Source organism: Clostridium sp. OF09-36, assembly GCF_003481985.1.
Lineage (GTDB): Bacteria > Bacillota > Clostridia > Lachnospirales > Lachnospiraceae > Brotaphodocola.
Genome location: NZ_QUMD01000098.1, coordinates 1 through 508, shown reverse-complemented (window position 1 = coordinate 508; position 508 = coordinate 1). Strand labels below are relative to the sequence as shown.

Below are 508 nucleotides of genomic sequence, written 5' to 3'. Positions count from 1 at the left end.
GATATGCCCTAAACGGTCATGGTCCGAACTATATCCGCAGACGGCTGGAGGAAGAAAAAATCCCCTGCCCCACATGGTGGAACCGGGAACGGGGGCTTCGCAATACCCGCACCAAATGGGAAAAGAAAGACCCAGAAAAAGGACGGTATATGTGGGACTTCTCCGTTATCAAAGACCTTTTGATGAATCCCGTCTACACCGGGGCGATTGCTTCCCAGAAAAAAGACTACCGTTTCAAAATCGGCACGATTGGGGAAAAGAAACCGGAGGACTGGATTGTGGTGGAGGGACAGCATGAACCGCTGATTGACCGCATGAGCTTTGACATTGTGCAGAACAAGCTGAAATCTCGCCAGCGTCCGGGGCAGACTAATGAAATCAGCCTGTTTGCCGGACTGTTAAAATGCGGCGAGTGTGGGAAGTCGCTGACGGTACGCTACACAAACGCAAAACATCCCCAGCAGATTTATTCCTGCAAGACCTACAATGCCTTTGGAAAGAACCACTG

Annotated in this window: 1 protein-coding gene; it reads left to right on the top strand. The window is 50.8% G+C overall.

Annotation, left to right across the window (positions count from 1 at the left end):
• Nucleotides 1–508, top strand: a 508-nt coding sequence (locus DXA97_RS19880) for a recombinase family protein (RefSeq protein WP_182436971.1), incomplete at both ends; no start/stop codon positions are given.